Source organism: Pelagibius sp. Alg239-R121 (assembly GCF_947331435.1).
Lineage (GTDB): Bacteria > Pseudomonadota > Alphaproteobacteria > Kiloniellales > Kiloniellaceae > Denitrobaculum.
This window is the reverse complement of record NZ_CAMZOF010000002.1, coordinates 591,399-608,657: the sequence shown is the minus strand read 5'-3', so window position 1 is coordinate 608,657 and position 17,259 is coordinate 591,399. Positions and strand designations below refer to the sequence as shown.

Annotated in this window: 14 protein-coding genes; 13 read left to right on the top strand and 1 reads right to left on the bottom strand. The window is 59.5% G+C overall.

The window, feature by feature from the left end; genetic code table 11:
- Positions 1 to 24 precede the first annotated feature (24 nt).
- A complete protein-coding gene (locus tag QMZ18_RS10000; protein WP_282606135.1) occupies positions 25 to 1,761 on the top strand; it encodes a phosphoenolpyruvate hydrolase family protein in 1,737 nt (578 codons plus the stop codon).
- A 22-nt stretch (positions 1,762 to 1,783) separates the two neighbouring features.
- Here the strand turns inward: QMZ18_RS10000 and QMZ18_RS09995 are convergent, their stop codons facing one another.
- The gene (locus QMZ18_RS09995; RefSeq protein ID WP_282606134.1) at positions 1,784 to 2,494 is read right to left on the bottom strand and encodes a hypothetical protein; all 711 of its coding nucleotides are present in this window, start codon (positions 2,492 to 2,494) and stop codon (positions 1,784 to 1,786) included.
- A gap of 346 nt (positions 2,495 to 2,840) precedes the next feature.
- Between QMZ18_RS09995 and QMZ18_RS09990 the strand changes: the two genes are divergently transcribed.
- The 12 genes from QMZ18_RS09990 to QMZ18_RS09935 are packed head-to-tail and all read left to right on the top strand — an operon-like array spanning position 2,841 to position 17,099.
- Positions 2,841 to 3,851, top strand: a complete 1,011-nt coding sequence (locus tag QMZ18_RS09990) for a branched-chain amino acid ABC transporter permease (RefSeq protein WP_282606133.1) — start codon at positions 2,841 to 2,843, stop codon at positions 3,849 to 3,851.
- Between the two features lie 3 nt (positions 3,852 to 3,854).
- Positions 3,855 to 4,886, top strand: coding sequence for a branched-chain amino acid ABC transporter permease (locus QMZ18_RS09985; RefSeq protein ID WP_282606132.1), 1,032 nt, complete (start codon positions 3,855 to 3,857; stop codon positions 4,884 to 4,886).
- 56 nt (positions 4,887 to 4,942) lie between these two features.
- A complete protein-coding gene (locus tag QMZ18_RS09980) occupies positions 4,943 to 6,193 on the top strand; it encodes an ABC transporter substrate-binding protein (RefSeq protein WP_282606131.1) in 1,251 nt (416 codons plus the stop codon).
- Complete coding sequence (locus QMZ18_RS09975) at positions 6,156 to 6,989, top strand: ABC transporter ATP-binding protein (protein WP_282606130.1); 834 nt, start codon at positions 6,156 to 6,158, stop codon at positions 6,987 to 6,989. The genes QMZ18_RS09980 and QMZ18_RS09975 overlap by 38 nt, the downstream gene beginning before the upstream one ends.
- Positions 6,982 to 9,306: an ABC transporter permease gene (locus QMZ18_RS09970; protein ID WP_282606129.1), complete on the top strand. Its 2,325-nt coding sequence runs from the start codon at positions 6,982 to 6,984 to the stop codon at positions 9,304 to 9,306. Before QMZ18_RS09975 ends, QMZ18_RS09970 begins: the two co-directional genes overlap by 8 nt.
- Entirely contained in the window at positions 9,293 to 10,126 is an 834-nt protein-coding gene (locus QMZ18_RS09965) for a phosphoenolpyruvate hydrolase family protein (protein ID WP_282606128.1), read from the top strand. The genes QMZ18_RS09970 and QMZ18_RS09965 overlap by 14 nt, the downstream gene beginning before the upstream one ends.
- Before the next feature lie 16 nt (positions 10,127 to 10,142).
- Positions 10,143 to 12,200 carry a flotillin family protein gene (locus QMZ18_RS09960; RefSeq protein WP_282606127.1) on the top strand — a complete coding sequence of 686 codons (2,058 nt, stop codon included), beginning with the start codon at positions 10,143 to 10,145 and terminating at the stop codon, positions 12,198 to 12,200.
- Between the two features lie 3 nt (positions 12,201 to 12,203).
- The gene (locus tag QMZ18_RS09955; protein ID WP_282606126.1) at positions 12,204 to 12,641 is read left to right on the top strand and encodes an SRPBCC family protein; all 438 of its coding nucleotides are present in this window, start codon (positions 12,204 to 12,206) and stop codon (positions 12,639 to 12,641) included.
- Position 12,642: 1 nt separating this feature from the next.
- A complete protein-coding gene (locus tag QMZ18_RS09950) occupies positions 12,643 to 14,094 on the top strand; it encodes an SRPBCC family protein (RefSeq protein ID WP_282606125.1) in 1,452 nt (483 codons plus the stop codon).
- Positions 14,091 to 14,957, top strand: coding sequence for a fumarylacetoacetate hydrolase family protein (locus tag QMZ18_RS09945; protein WP_282606124.1), 867 nt, complete (start codon positions 14,091 to 14,093; stop codon positions 14,955 to 14,957). The genes QMZ18_RS09950 and QMZ18_RS09945 overlap by 4 nt, the downstream gene beginning before the upstream one ends.
- Before the next feature lie 3 nt (positions 14,958 to 14,960).
- Positions 14,961 to 15,734, top strand: a complete 774-nt coding sequence (locus tag QMZ18_RS09940; protein ID WP_282606123.1) for an alpha/beta fold hydrolase — start codon at positions 14,961 to 14,963, stop codon at positions 15,732 to 15,734.
- Positions 15,735 to 15,764: 30 nt separating this feature from the next.
- Complete coding sequence (locus tag QMZ18_RS09935) at positions 15,765 to 17,099, top strand: amidohydrolase family protein (protein ID WP_282606122.1); 1,335 nt, start codon at positions 15,765 to 15,767, stop codon at positions 17,097 to 17,099.
- Positions 17,100 to 17,259 lie beyond the last annotated feature (160 nt).

Here is a 17,259-nt window from a genome sequence, read left to right as displayed (position 1 = left end):
CGGCTGAATCGGCAGGCGGAACCAATGAAACACTTTCCGAATTCGGGGGCGCAGTTCTTAGTTGGTGCCGCTATTGGTTCAGGGAATGCGGCGCTTGCTGCCGAGCGGGGCGGCGCGGATTTCCTGCTGGCGATCAATGCCGGACGGTTGCGGAACATGGGGGCCCCGTCAATCGCCTGCATGTTGCCGATCCATGATGCGGCGCCTCTTACGCAGGGTTTTGCGCTGAGTGAACTGCTGCCGCAATGCAAAGTGCCTGTCCTTCTCGGCGTCAACGCCTGGGGGGAAAGCTGTGACGCAGCCGAAATCGCGGAGCAGGTCAAACGCAGCGGCTTCGCAGGCGCGGTGAATTTTCCGAGCGGCATGCACTATTCCCACGCCATGCAACAGCTTCTCTCGCGTGCCGGGCGTGGCATGGAAAAGGAAGTCGAGCTCCTGCGGGCCGTGCAGGACGTGGGCCTGACGACGATGTTTTACTGTGCGACCCGTACCCAGGCGCGGCTCGGTGCAGATGCCGGGCTGGATATGGTCTGTCTCAATCTCGGTTGGAACGCCGGCGGCGCCTTTGGTCATCGGATGCGCGCGTCGATCGAGGAGACGGCGTCGGTCGCCCGCGAAATCGGCCGCTTGATCAAGCGTATTCATCCTGATGTCGCATTTCTGTTGGAAGGCGGGCCAATCGTAACAGCTGAAGATCTGGGGCGCGTGACAGCGCGTGCACCGATCGATGGCTATGTCGGTGGTTCTACGATCGAGAGACTGCCGTTTGAGGCTTCCGTTGCCGATCAGATCGATGCCTACCGGCGGGCCAGCAAGCGGCGTGTGGCTTTGGATGCCGAGAGTGCGAAACTGGTTTCCTGGGGACAACGCTGCGGATTTATCGGCCGATCCAGTGTTTTGGTTGGTTTCCTGCGCCGGCTTCGCGCGCTTGCCAGCCTGCACACGCCGGTCATGGTTATTGCCGAGCCGGGTGTCGACGTCGGCCCGACCATCGCCGCACTGGCCAGTCAAAGCGCGCGCGGCAAAAAGACGGTTCTGGAAATCGACCTCTTGTCCGAGGATTTTCCGGCGGGAGTCGGGCGCAAACTCTTCGGCTCCGCCGAGCAAGGCGGCTTGAATTCCGGTGCGCTCGCGGACGATGGCTTGGGCATGATCATTGTTCACGCGCCGAGCGCCCTGCCGGCAACCGTACAACGCCGCTTGGCACGTGCTCTAAGAGAGGGAAACTTCGTTGTGACCGGCAGCCGCCGACGCCGCCAGATATTGCCCCGCGTGGTGTTGGTCGCTGACGACTGGGACCGGGGCGGTGCCGAGCAAAACTCTTCCAGTCTCGAGCTCTCCCGGGTTATGGCGGGCTGGACTTTGCGGTTGCCGCCTTTGCGGGAACGGATCGAGGATTTGCCTGCCCTTCTTGTCACAAATGCTGCAGCTCTTAACCCAAATGCCGATGGGCGCAGTGTCTTCTCCGCAGCAGCCAAAAAGCTTCTCAGCACGCATACCTGGCCTAGAAATGAAGCGGAACTGCGTGCTCTTTTGGGAAACCTGGCGGGTCGAAAACTACCGGGGCCGATCCAACCAGAGGACATCGCAGAATTGCTTAAAAGTCCCGATCCGGGTGAAAGCGATGCGCGCACGGAAAAGAACCGGGTCGTCGAAGCGCTGTGGCGCAACGGCTTTCATCGGACGCGCACGGCTGAAGCTCTGGGGATTTCCCGCAAGACGCTTTACAACAAAATGGCGAAGTACGGTCTCAAAGGTTAGAGGCTCGGCAGCCAAGACCTGGCTATTGTGGTTCCACTCCGGCGGTTTTCAGCCGTTTTGGACGGCAGACGACGCCGTCCAACACGTCGGGCCAGAGCGTTTCGTGCCCAACCTCTGTTTCTGCCGCAAGTCCAAGGACCGGACCGTGCCATCCGGCAGCACGTAGTACCTCGGCAACATCCCGCGCCGCGGCGCCGCGCTGGCGAAAGGATGGAAAGCCGGCCGCAAAATCGACAACACGCGGTATCACAATGATCGCTTGCGGACTGATTCTGGCGGCCGCCTCGGCAGCTTCCCTGCCAGCGACAACAGCAATCGAATTGAAACCAGATTCTTGTAGGGCCCCGAGCCTCTCGAACTCCAAGCTGCGGTCGAGTCCGACGTCACCAAGCAACTGCACAAACTCGTGGTCTTGTTGTTCGACTGTCGGGAGATTGGCTATCCACTCGATCCCGGCGTCACGCAACCGGCCGGCTTCTCTGCCGGCATGGAAAAACGGATCGGCAAGGAACAGGCCGATGGCCCGTTTCCCCAAGTCGGAGCGGTTCGACGCAACCTCAGATATAAGTGCTGATGCCCCGTCGTTGTTGGGCAGCAGCAAAGCAATTTCATCTGGCATCCCCGTGTCGTGGAATCTGGGTCCCGCAGTCAGGATCGCAGGCGGCAAAGCACCGCTTTCCCACTGTGACTCCCTGCGCAGGGTGATATCCCAAGTCAAGTGATTCCGTAGCATTGCTTAAAATTTTACCCAATATTACCCGAATTTACGCTCAATCTAGGTTGTTTCCAATAATTTTACTCTACACACTCATGGCAACGCCAAAAAGGCTGCAGCGGAAGTTCGTGAGCGCTCCAGGCATTATTGCCAGGGAAAAAGGTTCGGACTTACCCAAAAATATAATGCCGTTTCACTGGAATGAGGCGGCCTTGAGGGAGGCAGAATTGATCATGGCGTTCACGACCATGCCGTTTCGTTTCGCGCCTAGTTTACCGGGAACAACAATCTGCCGCAGCTCTGACCGAGCCTATCGGCAACGCGCCCTCCCTGGCGAGATTACTTGTGCGCGGAGGGCAGCGAGGTGAGGCGCTTCATCGAGCGTCATACCTTCTGGGCGATCATGATTCTGATCGTGGCGGGGATCTTTTTATGGATGATCTTTGCTGTCTGGCCCGACTGGTTGATCTCGGCAATCGGCCGTAAAAAGACCTTCGTAAACACTTTTCTCAATGGCTTGACCTTGGCCGGCCTCTACTTCCTGGTGGCCAGCGGCTTTACGCTCGTCTTTGGATTGATGCGCAACGTCAATCTGGCCCACGGTTCCATGTATCTCTTGGGTGCTTACATAGGCTATGAGGCCGCCGAAGCCTCGGGCAACTGGTTCGTTGGTCTTGGTGCAGCCTTTATCGCAATTGCCTTCGCCGGCATCCTGCTTCAGGTACTGGTTTTCCGGCGGATGGAAGGCGACGACCTGCGGCAAACTCTGGTCACCATCGGCGTTTCCATCGTCGCAGCCGACCTGATGCTGGCAATCTGGTCTGGTACGACCTATCAGTTCGCGCCGCCCGAATGGCTGTTCGGGGCGGCTGAACTCCCGATAATCTCGACCATCAGGTCTTCGGGAAAAGAAGTTTTCCTTAAATACCCGATTTACCGTCTGGCCGTACTCGCGGTTGCCATCGCAGTCGGCATCGCACTCTGGCTGTTCCTGAACCGGACCCGCATCGGCATGATGATCCGTGCCGGCGTTAATGACCGTGACATGCTCGCGGCAACCGGCGTCAACGTTCAGGTCGTCTTCGCGATGGTGTTTGCAATCGGCGCCGGCCTGGCGGGCTTTGCCGGCGTCATCGGTGGCACTGCACTATCGATCGCACCCGGCGAAGATATCCGCTACCTGCTGGCGTCCCTCGTGGTGGTGATCGTCGGTGGCATGGGTTCGGTACCGGGCGCCGCTATCGGCGCGCTATTGATTGGATTGGCCGAGCAGTTCGGATTGGCTTACTTCCCGACCTACGGCGTGGTTCTGACCTTTTTGATTATGGTGGTGGTACTGGCTGTGCGCCCCCAGGGCATCATGGGGAGTAGCTGAGCCATGGCGAATATCAGCCTCATCGCCGGGAAAGGCGTGCTGCCGAACATTCACCCGGCAGCCGCAATCACCGTGCTGTTTCTCCTCTTTTATCCTGCCTTCGCCTCAGACTTCTTTGTTTTTCAGATCGGCGCCTACTCTTTGGTGCTGGGCACCATTGCGCTGTCCTTGGTGATGTTGGCCGGCTACGGCGGCATGGTGAGCCTGTCCCAACTGACGGTCGCCGGACTGGCGGGCTATCTGATGGCAATTCTCGGACATAACTCTGTCGGTGTGATGGGCCTTGGTTGGCCTTGGTGGCTGACTGCGCTCACGGCGATTTTTGCAGCCTCGGTTTTCAGTGCGCTGATCGGGGCGATCTCGGTGCGGACCGAAGGCATCTATACCATCATGATCACGCTGGCGATCGCAGTCGCTTTCTTCTACTTCGTCCGCCAGAATTACGTCATCTTTAATGGATTTACGGGCTACGCCGGGGTGGTTCCACCGACCCTGTTTGGCATTTATTGGCGCGATCCCACGCCATTTTACTATCTCAGCCTCGCGGTTGCGGCCTTCTTTTTCTTCATGGTGGTTTATGGCGCGCGCTCGACCTTCGGGCTGAGTCTACAGGCCATCCGTGACAATCCCCGGCGCATGCGCGCCATCGGATACGACGTCACACTGCACCGGATCTTCGCCTATTTTCTGTCCGGTCTGATCGCGGGAACCGCTGGCGTTCTGATGGTCTGGTTCAATGGGCGGATCTCCCCCGGTTCGGTCGGCGTCGATGTTGTAATCGATATCCTCGTCATTGCCGTTGTGGGGGGTATGCGGCATCCGATTGGCCCATTCGTCGGTGCGCTTGCATTCGTTCTTTTGGAGAACTTCGCCATCGATCTGATCGACCGCGAGCGCTTCAACACAGTCATCGGCACAGCATTTCTTTTGGTCGTTTTGTTCTCACCGGACGGCCTTCTTGGGCTTTGGGCAAGAATCAGAGAGAGACTCAGGCTCAGGAAACACCCGCAGTCGGACGGCAGCGGCGTGCATTGACCGGGATCAGGCGAACGCGCCCGAGCACGGTAAACCTAAAAAGGGAGGAAAAAAAGATGATACCCGATAGTCGCACACTCATAGCCGCCGCCATCGCGGCCGTACTTGCCGGGCCTGCAATGGCGCAAGACGACAGCATCAAGATGGGCGCACTTGCGACCCTGGAGGGCGCCTTCACGGTCTTGGGCGAAGACAGCATGCGCGGGGTCAAGCTGGCCCTGGAAGAGTTTAAATATACAGCGGGCGGCAAAAAGATCGAACTGATCACTGGCTCGTCTGATGCCTCACCGGACAGTGCCATCCGCGCCACTCGGAAACTGGTCGAGCAGGACGGCGTACAGGTGCTGGTTGGACCGCTGTCGGGCTCGGAAGGCCTTGCGGTTAAGGATTACGCCAAGACCAAGCCGAACGTCACATTCCTGAATGGATCTTCGGCCGCCCAGGACACGACGCTGCGCGAGCCGGCGGAGAACTTTTTCCGTTTCGGTACCGAGGGCGCGCAGTGGATGGCGGGCTTGGGAGAGTATGTCTACAACGAAAAAGGCTATCGCAGTATAGCGGTACTAGCCGAGGATTATTCTTTCCCTTACACCCAGGTCTTCGGATTTCTGGAACCCTTCTGCCGTCTCGGCGGTAAAGCTCCGGCCGATGCGCGATTCTGGGTGCCGATCGGCAACAAGGACTACTCTTCTGTCATCGCAGCGCTGCCGGATGACGTCGATGCCATCTACGTCGCTTTGGGCGGCGCGGATGCGGTCAATTTCCTCACACAGTACGAGCAGGCAGGTGGCGATCTTCCCCTGGTCGGCGGGTCCATCACGGTTGATCAGACAGTACTGGGTTCCAAAGGCCGTACCCGTGACTTCGTAATCGGCACACCTTCTGCGGGCCCCATCTCGGATACCTGGGACGACGCAAGATGGCAGAAGTTCGTGGAAGCCTATAAGGCGCAGTTCCCGGACGGCTTTCCTTCCCCATCGCTGTTCGCGCACGCCTACTACATCAATACCAAGGCGGCCCTGTTGGCGCTTAACGAAGTCGGCGGCGATCTTTCGGACGGCGGCAAGAAGTACCGCGCAGTATTGTCAGGCCTTTCCTTCGAGACGCCGACGGGCATGGTGAAACTGGATGAGCGGCGCAACGCCGTTGCCGACATCTTCCTCACAGAGGTAAGCGAGGGGCCGGACGGCAATCTGCTCAACAAGACCATCAAGGTAATTCCTTCGGTCAGTCAGACCCTCGGCGTTTCCTACGATGAGTTCCTGAAGTATGGCCCGGTCAGCCGCGAAAATCCCAAGTGCGGTTGAGGTTGACTTAGTGCTCCGGACCGACGCCCTTACCCGTCTGCAGAGTACCGGCCAATATGCGCTGGAACTCGAGGCCGTCAGCCGCCATTTCGGCGCGCTGGTGGCCCTGGCGGACATTAATCTCACCGTTAAGGCGGGTGAGCGGCGTGCGGTTCTGGGGTCCAATGGTGCCGGAAAAACAACGCTCTTCAATGCAATCACCGGAGATTTTCCGCCCACGACCGGCCGGGTCAGGCTGTTTGGCGAAGACGTCACCGATCTTCCGGTCCATGAAAGAATTCGCCGCGGGTTGCGGCGCACTTATCAGATTTCACTTCTGTTCGACGGCCTGAGTGTCGTCGACAATGTCTATCTGGCCTGTCGCGGTGCGAGCCGGGGACGCCTGTCCCTGCGCCGGCCAAAGCCCGATGACGCCATGACACATGTTGCCGAAACTCTGCTCGATGCTGTTCATCTCGGTGCGGTTCGCGACAGCCTGGTTGCGGAGCTCAGCCACGGCCAGCAGCGCCAGCTCGAAATTGCCCTGGCTCTGGCCGGTGCGCCACGCTTCATACTTTTCGACGAACCCGCAGCAGGCCTCTCGCCGACGGAACGAAGCGAGCTCATCGAAATTCTTCAGTCACTGCCTCCGCACATCGGGTTTATCATCATCGAGCACGACATGGATGTCGCCCTGCGGGTCGCTGAGAGCGTTACCATGATGCACAACGGCCGGATCTTCAAAGAAGGCAACCCGAAAGAAATTGAGAGCGACCCGGACGTCCAGGAACTTTACCTGGGAGGTGGCCATGCCTGAACGCCGGCGCAGTAAGAAACCTGCAGATAGCGTCCTGCAAATAAGAGATTTGCATGTGTTCTACGGCAGCTCGCATGCGCTTCAGGGAGTCGATTTTACGCTTGAACATGGCGTGCAGGCCATTGTCGGGCGCAACGGCATGGGCAAGACGACCCTTTGCAACGCGATTATGGGCCTGGTGCCGGCAAGCCGCGGATCGATCCGGTTCCATGGCGACGAGCTGACGAAGCTGCCGCCGCACCGGATTGCGACCCTTGGCATCGGCTATACACCGCAAGGGCGGCGGCTATGGCCGTCCCTGACGGTCGATGAACATCTGAGGCTTTCGGACAGGGGCGGCAGCACCTGGACCATTGACCGGGTTTACGACACCTTTCCCCGGCTCGCCGAACGGCGCAGCAACGGCGGCGGCCAGCTTTCAGGTGGCGAACAGCAGATGGTCGCGATTGCCCGCGCACTGTTGCAGGATCCGGAGTTGCTGGTGCTGGATGAACCCACCGAGGGTCTCGCACCGGTTATCGTCCAGCAGGTTCAGAGCATGCTGGCCAAACTCGCCGAAGAAGGCGATGTCGCCGTTCTGCTGATTGAGCAGAACATTGGCGTCGCAACCGCAATCGCAGAAGATGTTGCGATTATGGTGAACGGCCGGATTAATCGTGTCATGCCGGCCCGCCAATTGGCCAATGACCGGAACCTGCAGGAGCGTTTGCTTGGTGTCGGACGTCATTCCCACGAGGATTTCGACCAGCCGCCGACTGTAGAGGCCGGACCCGGTCCAGCGCCGGATCCAGCGCCAAGTCCAGCTCGAGATGGGGCGAAGCCTGGCGCTGAGTCCAAACATGCTGAAGCTCAGGCGGAGACAACAACTGCTCCGCAAAAAGTGCTCTATGTTCCCCCCACGCGCTGGTCCAGTGCGGAATGGAAAACCAGAAACGAACATGACCGTCCGACCACACCATCGCAGGCGGCCGTGGAGCCACAAGATCCAGACGTCAAGGTGGCTTTGTCGGACCGTCCCTTCGACGCGAAGCCGGAACCGATGTTCTCGGAACCGCTGACGCCACTGGCCCAAATCCGCGGCAAAGAGGTTCTGGTCGTTGGCACCTTCGATACAAAGAGCAAGGAACTCCGTTACATCCGCGATCAAATCGCCGCGCAGCAGCTTTCCGTGCGCACGGTCGATCTTTCGACTTCAGGAAAGCCGTCCAGTGCTGATGTGCCGCCACATATGGTTGCCGCCTATCATCGTGGCGGCGCAAGTGCGGTCTTTACCGGTGACCGCGGCGCATCGGTCCGAGCCATGGCCAAGGCTTTCGAAGCCTGGATTCGGCGTCAACAGGGGATCGGCGGCATCATCTCGGCAGCTGGATCCGGGGGGACCGCTCTGGCCACCCCTGCTATGCGCAGCCTGCCTGTCGGCGTTCCAAAGGTGATGATATCGACGGTGGCGTCCGGCGATGTGGGGCAATACGTCGGCCCTTCGGACATCATGATGATGTATTCGGTGACCGATGTGCAGGGACTGAACCGTATTTCGCGGCAGGTGTTGTCAAATGGTGCAAATGCACTGGCCGGCATGGTTAAGCAATCCGGCGGCACCGCCAAAATAAGCACTGAAAACGCCGACCTGCCCGGTCTTGGCCTGACAATGTTCGGTGTCACCACGACAGCTATCAGCCAGATCACAGCGCAGTTAAACAGCCACTACGATTGTTTGGTATTCCATGCAACCGGTGTCGGCGGGCGCTCGATGGAGAAACTGATCGACAGTGGGATGCTGACCGGGGCCATAGATCTGACCACCACGGAAGTCTGCGACATGATGATGGGCGGTGTCTTTCCCGCCGATGATGACCGTTTCGGCGCCTTCATCCGCACGCGTGTCCCATACGTCGGTTCGGTTGGAGCACTCGATATGGTGAACTTCGGTGCGCCGGAAAGCGTGCCGCAGAAGTATAAAGGCCGCACCTTCGTCGAACATAATCCACAGGTCACGCTGATGCGCACGACGGCTGAAGAGAACCGGCTGATGGGGCAGTGGATCGTCGAGCGCCTGAATCAAATGGAAGGACCTGTGCGCTTTCTGCTGCCGGAGGGCGGTGTATCGGCGCTGGATGCACCAGGGCAGGTCTTCCACGATCCCGAGGCCGATCAGGCACTCTTCGACGCAATCGCACGCGGCTTTAAAGAGACAGGCAACCGGCGCCTTCTACGCCTGCCGCATAACATCAACGACCAGGCCTTCGCCCAAGCAGCGATCGCCGCTTTAGCAGAAATCGACAGTTATCTTGGGAGAGAGCGACATGCCGCGCTTTGAGCGTTCCGTCATGCTGGAAAAGTTTCAGCAAATGAAAACAAACGGCGAGCCCATTATCGGTGGCGGCGCGGGCACCGGTCTCTCTGCAAAATGCGAAGAGGCCGGCGGGATCGATCTGATCGTAATTTACAACTCAGGCCGTTACCGCATGGCGGGGCGCGGCTCACTCTCCGGTCTGCTTGCCTACGGCAACGCAAATGAGATCGTAATGGAGATGGCACCCGAGGTCCTCCCCATGGCACCCAATACACCGGTTCTCGCCGGTGTTAACGGAACCGACCCTTTTTGTATGTTCGACAGCTTTCTCGACGATCTCAAAAGAACTGGCTTCTCGGGTATCCAAAATTTCCCCACCGTCGGACTGATCGACGGAACTTTTCGGGCCAATCTTGAAGAGACCGGAATGTCCTACGGCCTGGAGATCGACGTGATTCGGATGGCCCATGAAAAGGATATGTTCACCACGCCCTACGTCTTCAGCGAAGACGATGCCGCGGCGATGGCCAGGGCCGGCGCAGATATCGTCGTGTGCCACCTGGGTCTGACGACCGGTGGTTCCATCGGTGCGGAAACCTCGCTTAAGCTCGAGGATTGTCCGGCGCTCGTGGATGCCTGGGCAGCGGCGGCGCTTCGGGTGAACCCGGATATTATCGTGCTGGTACACGGCGGTCCGGTCTCCATGCCGGCTGATGCCACCTATGTTCTCAACAATACAGAAGCCTGCCACGGATTTTACGGCGCCTCCTCGATGGAACGCCTGCCGACCGAGGTTGCGCTGACGGAACAGACCCGGGCCTTCAAGGCCATTAGCGGTCGCTGAAAATGGGAGGAGCAACATGACAAGCGGACTGATCGGCGCGGTCATACTTTGGCTTATCGTCGCGATCATCGGCATCGCGGTCGTCGTCTATCTCTTACATTGGCTTTACCACCGCTCGACCAAAGAGGTCTCATTCGTACGCACTGGCTTTGGTGGTGAAACCGTCGTGATCAACGGTGGCGCGCTGGTGCTGCCGATCATTCACGAGGTGACGCCGGTCAACATGAACGTCGTACGTATTCCGGTGCGCCGGAGCCGCGAGGAGGCGGTCATCACACGTGACCGTATGCGTGTAGACATAGAGGCAGAGTTTTTCGTGCGTGTCGCACCCAAACCCGAAGCAGTCACTGCCGCCGCCGCCACGCTTGGCCGGCGGACCATGGACCCGGATGGTCTGGCTGACCTGCTTTCCGGTAAGTTCATCGGTGCGCTGCGTTCTGTCGCGGCGGAAATGTCTCTGGACGAGATGCACGAAAAACGCGGCGACTATGTTGTCGAAGTCGAAGCGCGGGCGATGGATGTCCTCGCGCGCAACGGGCTGGAGCTGGAATCCGTTGCCATTACGGATCTGGATCAAACGGATTTGGAGTTTTTCAATCCGGCCAATCGTTTTGACGCAGAAGGCCTGACTCAGTTGATTGAGGCGATCGAGACCCGCCGCAAGGCCCGTAACGATATCGAACAGGATTCAATGGTTGCCATCCGCAGCCGTAACCTGGAGGCGGAAAAGGCCACGCTGGATCTTGAGAGAGAAAGCGAGAACGCGCGCCTGGCCCAGGAACGAGACATCGAAGCTTTGCGTGCCGCGCAACGGGCCGAGATCGTCCGCGAACAGGTCGAACGGGAAGCCGATGCGGCCCGTGCCCGGATCTCCACGGAACAGGAAACGCGCAAGCGCGAGATCGAGCGCAGGATTGCTCTGGAGGACACCGAAATCAAGGCGCACGAAGACGTCGAGAAAGCCCGTATCGCCCAGGAACAGGTTCTGGATAAGGCCCGCATCGAGCGGGAGAAGCTGCTCAGATCGCAACAAATCGCGCAGCGTCATGCCACCGAGGTTGCGGAAATCTCGGCAAACGAGGATGTCGAACGCGCACGCATCGTGTCTGAAAGGCAGCTCCGCGAAGCCCGGATCGTTGCCGAGGAGGAAACCCAGGCGCGCGAGATCGCCCGTGGACAGCAGATCGAAAGTGCCGAGATATCGGCGCGGCAGTCAGTCGAAGCTGCCCGGATCCTGCAGGAACAGGCGCTCGACAAGGCTCGTATCGATCGCGAGATGCTGCTCAAATCGCAACAGATCGCGGAACGCCAGGCCACGGATGAAGCCGAAATTTCCGCACGTGAAGAAGTCGAGCGCGCACGCATTGCTTCGAACCGGGGGCTGGACGAGGCGCGTATTCTGCTGGAGCGCGACCTCAAACGACTGGATGTCGAACGTCAGCAGGTCATCGAACTGGCCGAATTGGACAAGCAGATCGCTCTGTTGAACAAACAGTCCGACGAAGCGGCGGTCAGGGTCACAACGGAAGCTGCCCGCGCCGAAGCGGCCATCGCAGAAGAAAAAGTCGCGACCATTCGAGAGATTGAAGTGGCAGATCGCTTGGCCGCTATCGACCGGCTTCTTGCTGCCAAGGACGCTGACACCGCAAAGATCGCGGCCGAGGCCGAGAAAGTCAGAGCCGCGGTCGCTGCAGAGGCTCAACGGCTCATGAACGAGGCCGAAAACGTCCTGACCGACGATGCTCGCGCGAGCCTGCTACGCGGTAAGTTGATCGAGCGTTTGGAGGGGATCGTCCGCGAGTCCGTCCGGCCGATGGAAAATATCGAAGGCATCAAGATCCTGCATGTGGATGGATTGGCCGGCGGTGGTGGCAATGGCGGACCGCGCTCGCCTACCGATGAGGTCATCGAGAGCGCTTTGCGGTACCGCGCCCAGGCGCCGCTGATCGATGAGATGATGAAGGAGATCGGTGTCGAAGGTTCGAATGTCGCACGTATGGGCGATGTCTTCCGCGCTGCAAAGGACGCGCAGAGCCTGGCCAAGAGCAACAAAGACGCAAAGAAGGACGATTAGACTATGACGGAGGTCTACACCTCCTCGATTATCAACGCACCGGCCGACCGGGTCTGGGCGCGTATTCGGGATTTCAACGCACTGCCGTCATGGCACCCCCTGATCGCGGAAAGCCGCATTGAGGGCGGCGCACCACCGGACCAGGTGGGTTGCGTACGGGATTTTCGCTTGAAGGACGGCGGGCGTATTCGGGAAAAGCTTCTGGCACTCTCGGATTATGATTTCTCCTGTAGTTATTCTATCCTCGAGAGTCCGATGGGTGTCGACAACTATGTCGCCACCCTGAAACTTACGCCGGTCACCGATGGCAACCGCACTTTCGCCGAATGGTCGGCGGAATTCGACTGCGCCGCCGAGGCTGAAGCACAATTGGTGGCGGATATCGGCGATGATGTTTTTCAGGGCGGCTTCAACGCCTTAAAAGCGCACTTCGGGACTTAACATGGTCGAGGTTCGCCGCTCCACAGTGATAGATGCGCCGATCGACGAAGTCTGGCGAATCCTGCGCGATTTCAACGGTCATGACCGCTGGCATCCCGCTGTCGCCGTCAGCAAACTGGAGGGTGCCGATCACACGGATCAGGTCGGCGCAGTTCGGGATTTCCGGCTGACGGGCGGTGAGCGGGTTAGAGAGCAGCTGCTCAGCCTCTCCGACAAGACCCGCAGTTTCAGCTACGCAATCGTCGATAGCGACGTTCCGTTGAACGACTATGTCGCCCACGTGGCTTTAAAACCGGTCACCGACGGCACCCGGACCTTTTGGAATTGGCATTCGAAGTTCCGGCCGCCTGCCGGGCGCGAGCAAGAGCTGGCGGCGCTGGTCGCCGAAGGCGTTTATGAAGCGGGCTTCTCCGCCATTCGCACATTGCTGTCCGGACAAGCGGCAGCGCAGATTGCAGGATCGATCGAAGGCCAGGCGATCATGGTTGCGCGCCATGGCGGCCCGGAGGAATTGCGGCTTGCGCCGGTTCAGGTGCCACCACCCGGACCGGGTGAGGTTCGGATCGAACATTCAGCGATCGGCGTGAACTTCATCGACGTCTATTGTCGGACCGGCGCATTCGATCTGCTGCAGCCGCCGGGTATTCCCGGCATGGAGGCCGCGGGCATCGTGATCGATGTCGGTCCCGGCGTGCCACATCTGGCAGCAGGCGACCGTGTGGGATATGCCTGCCCGCCCGTGGGAGCCTATGCCACGCATCGCACAATGGCGGCGGATCTGGTTTTCTGTTTGCCCGATAATGTGAGCAACGAGGTTGCCGCAGCCTGCCTTCTGAAGGGCATCACCGCTGAGTTTCTGTTGCATCGGGTACACAGGCTCAAAGCCGGAGAAAACGTGCTGGTCTATGCGCCGGCGGGCGGAGTCGGCCGAATGCTCTGTCAGTGGGCGTCGCACTTGGGCGCGCGGGTGATTGGCGCCACGTCGAGTCCGGAGAAGGCTGAGGCCGCACGGGCGGCAGGCGCACGTGATATTGTTGTGCCGGATGGCAGGAGCCTCGAAGCTCAAGTGATGGAACTGACCAACGGCCAGGGCGCGAATGTGATTTTCGACGCGGTGGGCCGGGACAGCTTTGCGCATTCCCTTCGGTCGCTCGCTGTCTGCGGACATCTGGTCAGCTTTGGCCAGGCATCCGGGCCTGTCGGTACTTGGGACATCGGGGCTCTCTCGGCACGTTCCGCCACAATATCAAGGCCCAACTTCGGTCATTTTGTCGATACGCCGGAAAAGCTCACCCGCAGCACAGCACGGCTCTTCGAGGCCTTGCGCGATGGTGTCGTGACAGCGGGCACCACCCAGCGCTTTCCGCTGGCGGATGCGGCACTCGCACATCGTGCCCTGGAAGCGCGGCAGACAACGGGATCGACAATTCTCATACCGGGGGAAAGCGCGTGAAGATAGCCGTCTTTGAATGGAATGGAATTCGGCGTGCCGGCAAGGTCGACCAGACGGCCCAAACGGTCGCGCCTTTCGATCTGCCGCTCGGCGCGGCAGACGAAGCCGGTGTCGCGGCGCTGATCGACAGGCCGCTGCCGTCGATGGGCACGCCCCTCCCGCTTTCGGACGTGACCCTTTGTGCGCCGCTACCGAGACCGCGCCGGAACATCTTCTGCGTCGGCAAGAATTATCACGAACATGCGCAGGAATTCGCCTCATCGGGCTTCGACAGTTCTGCGGCAAAGGGGGCCGTGCCCGAGCATCCAATCGTATTCTCCAAGACCCCGGAGACCGTCATTGCCGCCGGTGCGCCGGTGAAGATCGACACTGCGGTTTCAGAAGCTATCGATTACGAAGCCGAATTGGCTGTCATCATTGGGAAGGGCGGACGCAACATCTCGACGGGCGATGCGCTCTCCCATGTCTGGGGCTACACCATCGTCAACGATGTCACGGCCCGCGATCTGCAAGGCCGCCACAGCCAGTGGTTAATCGGAAAGTCGCAGGACAGCTTTTGCCCGATGGGCCCCTGGGCGGTGACGGCGGACGAAGTAAATTTGGATGACGCGGCGGTCCGCTGCTGGATCAACGGTGAACTGCGCCAGGACTCGAACGTGAAACTGTTGATCTTCGACGTGCCAACCATCATCGCGGCGGTCTCGAATGGTTTGACTCTGATGACCGGAGACGTGATTGCGACCGGGACGCCGGCTGGTGTCGGGATCGGGTTTAACCCACCGAAGTATCTCAAATCAGGCGATAAGATGTCTGTCGAGATCGAAGGGATTGGTCGCCTGGATAATCCGGTAGAGGCTTTCTGACTCATGGTCGATATCAAACTTGGCAGCATGGTCAGTGAAATAACCGGAGACGGAGCGGCCGTCGTATTGATTCATGGTCTGGGCGGAAGCTCCAACAGCTTTCAGCCCCTGATGTCGGCCTTGCGTGGCTTTCGTGCGATCCGTCCTGACCTGCCAGGCGCCGGGCGCTCGGCCATTCGGCCGGGACTCGCGGGACTCAAGGGACTCGCGGCTGCCGTCGCCGAGATGCTGCGCGCACAAGCGATCGCAGAGGCACACTTTGTCGGCCACTCCATGGGCACGGTCATCTGTCAGGAACTAGCCGTATCGCAACCTGACCTCGTGAAGTCCATGACCCTCTTTGGCCCGATACTCGAGCCTCCCGCCGCTGCGCGCGAAGCTCTGAAGGTCCGGGCCGAAGAGGCCCGTAAAAATGGCATGAGTGGCATCGCGGATATGGTTTCGACCGCTAGTCTGTCAGCAAAAACCAAGGACACGAACAGCGCAGTCGCCGCCTTCGTGCGCGAAAGCCTCATGCGCCAGGACCCTGCCGGCTACGCCCGCCATTGTGAAGCGCTTGCTGACATGGAACCGCCCGACCATGATGCTATTTCCTGCCCGACCCGGTTGGTCACCGGCGCCGAAGACGTCGTGGCACCACCAAAAATGGGCGAGAATCTGGCCGCGCGCATTGCCGGCGCCGAACTCCATGTTCTGCCCAACTGCGGTCACTGGACGATGATGGAAATGCCGTCTGAATCTGCAGAACACTTATGTTTGCAACTCGGTGTAAATTGATCTGACGAAGCGGATAGGAAGGAAACAGCTATGGCCGATACCAACTATACCGATTGGGGCGGCGGTCGCAGCGGCCTCAGCGACAACGCCATCACCTTCACCAACGTCAGGGTTCTCGACGCCACCGGTGAAGCGCCCTACAGCGGCGAAGTCGTCGTTGAAGGTAACCGGATCAAGAGTGTCAGCCGTTCCAGCGGTGGATACGCCTGGGGGAACGGCGGCGGCCAGCGAATTGACGGACGCGGCGCGACCCTCATGCCGGGTTTGATTGACGCCCACCTCCATCTGAGCTGGAACAATGCGCCTGGCATCGCGCCAATCCAGATGATGCCATTGGAAGAACATGTTCTGGTGACCGCCGAGATGGCGAAAATCATGCTGGATGCCGGCTTTACCGCGGGCCGTGGCGCTGCAGCAGCCAAGCCGCGGCTCGATGTGGTGATCCGCAACTTTATCAATGAGGGGCGCATACCCGGACCGCGTTATACCGCTGCCGGACCGGAAATCACGACCGTTGGCGGCCTTGGTGACACTTCGCCGCCGCATATCCAGCACGAAGGGATGAATCTCGGCATTGTCGTATCGGGTCCGGAAGAAATTCGGCGCACGGTGCGCGAGCTGATCAAGTACGGGGTCGACACGATCAAGCTGAATCTCTCAGGGGAAGAGATCACGGGCATGGGGGCTGAGGAAACGCCGATGTCCGATGAGGAGATTGCGATGGCGGTTCGGGAAGCCCGGATACGCAACAAGTCTCTCGCAGCGCATGCTCGATCTTCCGATTCCGTCATTCAGTGCGTCAAGCATGGCATTGAGTACATCTACCATGCGTCCTTCGCCAACGAAGAGGCGCTGGATATGTTGGAGGCGGTTAAGGACAAACACTTTGTGGCTCCTGGCCTTGCGTGGCTGATCAACACTTCACGGAACGCCGGAGACTATGGAATCAAACCGGGTACGCCGATCACCATTGCCTACGAGCGCGAATTGGAGATGGCGGTCAACACGATGCAGAAGATGCACAAGCGCGGCATCCGCGTGCTGATCGGCGGCGACTACGGCTTTGCCTGGACGCCACAAGGAACCAATGCCACCGACATCCACACCTTTGTGGACCTGCTCGGTATGTCGCCCATGGAGGCCATACAGGCAGCCACCAAGTACGGCGGTCAGATCATGGGAATGGGCAACGAGCTGGGCATGATCCGCGAGGGTTTTCTGGCAGATCTCTTGTTGGTGGATGGCGACCCCATAGCCGATGTTCGGATTCTACAGGACAAGAAACGCCTGCTTGCAATCATGAAGGACGGCAAGTTCCACAAGGCGCCGTCGAACCTGGCATCGGATATGCGCATTACGGCCTGATCACCGTAAACAACCTTGCGCGGCGGTGACCGGTTCCGCCTTCATGAGTGGTTGCGCGCGAAAGCTAAAGCCGGGCATGGCCATTAGGTTGTTGCTGCGACTCCACGCGATGCCTATCGTGAAACCCGTCGTTGGGCACAAGTTCGGGGCTCAAGGACGA

Excerpts from the sequence above, each read along its gene's own strand:
- QMZ18_RS09975 (WP_282606130.1), top strand. The coding sequence starts at position 6,156 with ATGGCCCGGTCAGCCGCGAAAATCCCAAGTGCGGTTGAGGTTGACTTA.
- QMZ18_RS09960 (WP_282606127.1), top strand. The coding sequence starts at position 10,143 with ATGACAAGCGGACTGATCGGCGCGGTCATACTTTGGCTTATCGTCGCG.
- QMZ18_RS09995 (WP_282606134.1), bottom strand. The coding sequence starts at position 2,494 with ATGCTACGGAATCACTTGACTTGGGATATCACCCTGCGCAGGGAGTCA.
- QMZ18_RS09935 (WP_282606122.1), top strand. The coding sequence starts at position 15,765 with ATGGCCGATACCAACTATACCGATTGGGGCGGCGGTCGCAGCGGCCTC.
- QMZ18_RS09950 (WP_282606125.1), top strand. The coding sequence starts at position 12,643 with ATGGTCGAGGTTCGCCGCTCCACAGTGATAGATGCGCCGATCGACGAA.
- QMZ18_RS10000 (WP_282606135.1), top strand. The coding sequence starts at position 25 with ATGAAACACTTTCCGAATTCGGGGGCGCAGTTCTTAGTTGGTGCCGCT.
- QMZ18_RS09940 (WP_282606123.1), top strand. The coding sequence starts at position 14,961 with ATGGTCGATATCAAACTTGGCAGCATGGTCAGTGAAATAACCGGAGAC.
- QMZ18_RS09985 (WP_282606132.1), top strand. The coding sequence starts at position 3,855 with ATGGCGAATATCAGCCTCATCGCCGGGAAAGGCGTGCTGCCGAACATT.
- QMZ18_RS09965 (WP_282606128.1), top strand. The coding sequence starts at position 9,293 with ATGCCGCGCTTTGAGCGTTCCGTCATGCTGGAAAAGTTTCAGCAAATG.
- QMZ18_RS09980 (WP_282606131.1), top strand. The coding sequence starts at position 4,943 with ATGATACCCGATAGTCGCACACTCATAGCCGCCGCCATCGCGGCCGTA.
- QMZ18_RS09970 (WP_282606129.1), top strand. The coding sequence starts at position 6,982 with ATGCCTGAACGCCGGCGCAGTAAGAAACCTGCAGATAGCGTCCTGCAA.
- QMZ18_RS09955 (WP_282606126.1), top strand. The coding sequence starts at position 12,204 with ATGACGGAGGTCTACACCTCCTCGATTATCAACGCACCGGCCGACCGG.